The sequence below is a fragment of the Dietzia sp. DQ11-71 genome (assembly GCF_014144995.1).
In the GTDB taxonomy this organism is placed as follows: Bacteria; Actinomycetota; Actinomycetes; order Mycobacteriales; family Mycobacteriaceae; genus Dietzia; species Dietzia kunjamensis.
In genome coordinates, this window is sequence record NZ_JAALDT010000016.1 from 1 (window position 1) to 3965 (window position 3965).

Sequence of the window (3965 nt, forward strand, 5' to 3'; positions counted from 1 at the left end):
TCGAGCGCCGGCGACGGGGCGATGCCGCGGACCAGGTCCGCCGAGCCGCGCACGAAGTCCTCCGGCGTGCCCATGTCCCGCCAGTAGGCGGAGTCGACGAACCCGTAGACGCGCCGGCCCTCACTGAGCAACTGGGGGAAGGTCTCACGCTCGACCGACACCGGCTGGCCCTCGGGGATCTGCTCGATGAGCTCACGGCGGAACACGTAGCAGCCGGCGTTGATCTGGTCGGTCGGCGGATCCTGGGTCTTCTCCAGGAAGTCCTGGACGCGCCCGTCGTCGTCGGTGGTGACGCAGCCGAACGCGCGCGGATCGGAGACGCGGACCAGGTGCATCGTCAGGTCGGCGTTCTTCTCGCGGTGCAGGGCGAGGATTTCCCGCAGGTCGGTCCCGCCGAGGACGTCGCCGTTGAACACCATGACCGTCGAGGCGGTGAGCTCGGACAGGACGTTGCGGATGCCGCCGCCGGTGCCCAGGGGTTCGGTCTCCACGACGTAGGAGATGTCCAGGTCCAGGGCCGACCCGTCGCCGAAGTACTCCTCGAAGACCTCGGCCTTGAAGGAGGTCCCCAGCACGACGCGCCGGATGCCGGCCGCCCGGATCCGGGAGAGCAGGTGGGTCAGGAAGGGCAGGCCCGCGGTGGGCAGCATCGGCTTGGGCGCCGAGATCGTCAGGGGCCTGAGCCGGGTGCCCTTGCCGCCGACCAGCACCACCGCCTCGGTGTCCGCGATCAGGTCGTCGTCGGCGGTGGCACTCCCGGGGGTCGTCGAGGTCACGGTGAAGGCTCCTGCTGTCGAAAGGGCCGCGGGCGGGGGCGCGCTCGCCCCGCTCCGGTGGCCGGTGGATGGGTCTCGGTTCCGGGGTGTCGGGCTCAGCCCGCGGCGCGCCGGGCGGACCGGATCGCCAGGCGACACCGCAACTCCAGGCCCGCTCTGAGCGCCCAGCGTATCGGTGCCTGCCAGGCGTGTGGGTGCCTGTCCGCCTGGAACAGGTACGCGCTGCGGTGGTGCGCCCGGAGGGTGAACTCCGGCACCGCGTTCGCAGCGTGACCCTGGTCGTGGTGGATGACGGCGGCGGGCACGTAGACGTTCTGCCACCCGGCCCTGCCGAGACGGTCGCCCAGGTCGATGTCCTCGAGGTACATGAAATACCGCTCGTCGAACCCGCCCAGGGCATCGAACGCCGCCCGGCGCAGCAGCAGGCACGAACCCGACAGCCACCCGGCGGCCCGCTCGGTCTCCATGTCCGCGTCGTCGAGGTATCCCGCCGTCCACGGGTTCCGCGGCCACACCTGGCCGAGCAGGGCGTGGCCGATCCCCGCGCCCAGACGTGGCACCGCCCGGGCGGACGGGTACACGGACCCGTCGGTCTCGGAGATCCGCGGGCCGAACGCGGCGGCCCGCGGCCAGCGTGCGGCGGCGGCGAGGAGCTCGTCCACCGACCCGGGTTCGAAGGTCACGTCCGGGTTGACCACCAGGACGAACTCCTGGTCGAAATCCTCCGGCCGGCCAGCGATCAGCGTCACCGCCCGGTTGATGGCGGTGCCGTACCCCAGGTTGTCGCCCGTGGGGAAGAACTCGGCGAACCCGTACTCCGCCGCGACCTCCTCCGGCACCCCGTCCGTCGACCCGTTGTCCGCCATCACCAGGCCGACCTGCCGGGTCGTGGCCGCGGGGAGGGTCTCGACGAAGCTGCGGAGGTGGTCGCCCGGCGAGTACGTCACCGTCACGACGGGTAGTCGGGTCGTCACGCGAAACACCCTACGACGCACCCCACGGATTCCGACGCCCGGCGCGCGGCGCGGTACCGTTGATCATCATCGGCGGCCTCGAGCGGCCCTACTCGACGACAAGGACGGTGGATGAGCGCCGAGCTGCCAGCGACGCCCCGTCGTGCCCCCGGCCGGGCACGGAGACGGCGTCACGCCACCCCGGCCCGCCCGGTCGCGTACCGGGTCGGTCGCGTCGTGGCCGCCCTCGTCTCCGCCCTGTGTCTCCTGGTCACCGGCGTCGGGTGGACCCTGTTCAACGGACTCAGCTCGGACCTGACCTCCGCCGGCGGTCTCGACGTGGGTGACGGTGGCCTCGACGGCGCCGTCGACATCCTTCTGGTGGGCACGGACAACCGGACCGACGCGCAGGGCAACCCCCTCAGCCAAGAGGAACTGGCCACGATCCGGACCGGCGAGGAGGAGGGCGAGAACACCGACACGATCCTGCTCATCAGGATCCCCGAGGACGGCAGTTCCGCCACCGCGATCTCCATCCCCCGCGACGTCTACGTGGAGACCAGCTCGGTCGGCGGGAGCAAGATCAACGGCGTCTACGTCGCGAACAAGGAGGCCCATCTCGAGCGTGCCGTCGCGTCCGACCCGGACGGTGAACTGACCGAGGAGGACCAGCGCGCCGCGGTCAAGGCCGGGCGCAACGGCCTCATCGGCGCCGTCGAGGATCTCACCGGCGTCCAGGCCGACCACTACGCCGAGATCGGCCTCCTGGGGTTCGTACTGCTCACCGACGCGGTCGGCGGCGTCCCCGTCTGCCTCAACGAGCCGGTCGACGAGCCGCTGTCGGGCGCGAACTTCCGTGCCGGCGTCCAGACGGTCTCCGGATCGGACGCCCTGAGCTTCGTGCGCCAACGCCATGACCTGCCCGCGGGCGACCTCGACCGGATCGTCCGTCAGCAGGTGTTCATGTCCCAGCTGGTCAAGAAGATCCTCTCCGCCGGCACCCTGGCCGACCCCTCGAAACTCGGTGCGCTGGTCGACGCCGCCAAGCGGTCCTTCGTCATCGACGAGAACTGGGACTTCGTCGACTTCGCCATGAAGCTCCAGGACATCAGCGGCGGCAACGTCCGATTCGAGACCATCCCGGTCACCAGCATCGACTCGTTCACCGAGTGGGGCGAGTCCATCGTCACCGCCGACCCCGCCGAGGTGTCGGAGTTCGTGGCCGGTTTCGCCAGCACCGAGGATCGGGAAGCGGACGCCGACGCCACCACCGATCCGGAGCAGACCCCCACCGACGCGCCGGGGCCGGACCCCGCCGAGGTGACGGTCTCCGTGGTCAACACCACCGCGATCGACGGTCTGGCCGCGCAGGTCTCCGGAGCCCTCACCGAACTCGGCTACACCGCAGGCGACCTGCTCACCGACCCGGCCGCCGCCTACACCTCGCACGTCGCCGCAGCCTCCGCCGACGACGACGCCGCCTTTGCCGTATCGGAGGCCCTCGGCGGCCTGCCCGTGCAGGTCGACCCAGCGCTGCCCGACGGCTCCGTCCGCGTCGTCCTGGCCGAGGACTACAGTGGCCCCACCGGCGACGCCGCCGGCACCGAGTCCTACTCCCCCACCACCTCCTCCTATGCGCCGCTGCCGCCGTCCATCGCGGATCGCCCGACCTTCGACGCCGGCTCGGACGTGCCCTGCGTCAACTGACCGACTGCGCCCACCGACTGACTGCGCCCACCGACCGACTGCGCCCACTGACCGACCACCACCCGGGAGGCCCAGAGTGACCACCGCCGCCGACACCGTCCTGCAGCCGCTCCTCGCACTCGACCCGGGAACCCCCATGGTCACCCACTACGACCAGGCCGCCCCGTCACGAGTGGAACTGTCCGTCACCTCCACCGCGAACTGGGCCGCGAAGATCGCCGGACTCCTGCGCGACGAACTCGGGGTGATGCCGGGCGACGTGATCGTGTGCGACCTGCCCGCGCACTGGCTCACCGCGGGCGTCCTCCTCGGCGCCTGGTGGGCGGGCGCCGAGGTGAGCACAGGGGCCGCGGACGACGCCGTCGCCGTCGTCACCGTCTCCGACCGCCTCGACCGCCACCCCACCGACATCGAGACCCTCCTCATGACCACCGACCCGATGGGCCGCCCGCTGGCGGCCGCCGGCGTCGAGGTCCCCCCGGGCGTCACCGACCTCGCCGAGGCCTGCCGCATCCACCCGGACGCGTTC

Annotated in this window: 4 protein-coding genes; 2 read left to right on the forward strand and 2 right to left on the reverse strand. The window is 71.6% G+C overall.

Going from position 1 to position 3965, the window contains the following annotated elements:
* Positions 1 to 776 (reverse strand): mannose-1-phosphate guanylyltransferase ManB (gene manB / locus G6023_RS00625; protein WP_347570688.1); only part of this gene is annotated, 776 nt, incomplete at its 3' end.
* A gap of 95 nt (positions 777 to 871) precedes the next feature.
* Positions 872 to 1750 (reverse strand): glycosyltransferase family 2 protein, encoded by an 879-nt coding sequence (locus G6023_RS00630; RefSeq protein ID WP_119191966.1) that lies wholly within the window; start codon positions 1748 to 1750, stop codon positions 872 to 874.
* Positions 1751 to 1861: 111 nt separating this feature from the next.
* Here G6023_RS00630 and G6023_RS00635 point away from each other — a divergent pair, with 111 nt between their 5' ends.
* Positions 1862 to 3436, forward strand: a complete 1575-nt coding sequence (locus G6023_RS00635) for an LCP family protein (protein WP_182633822.1) — start codon at positions 1862 to 1864, stop codon at positions 3434 to 3436.
* A gap of 76 nt (positions 3437 to 3512) precedes the next feature.
* Positions 3513 to 3965 (forward strand): TIGR03089 family protein (locus G6023_RS00640; protein WP_182633823.1); only part of this gene is annotated, 453 nt, incomplete at its 3' end.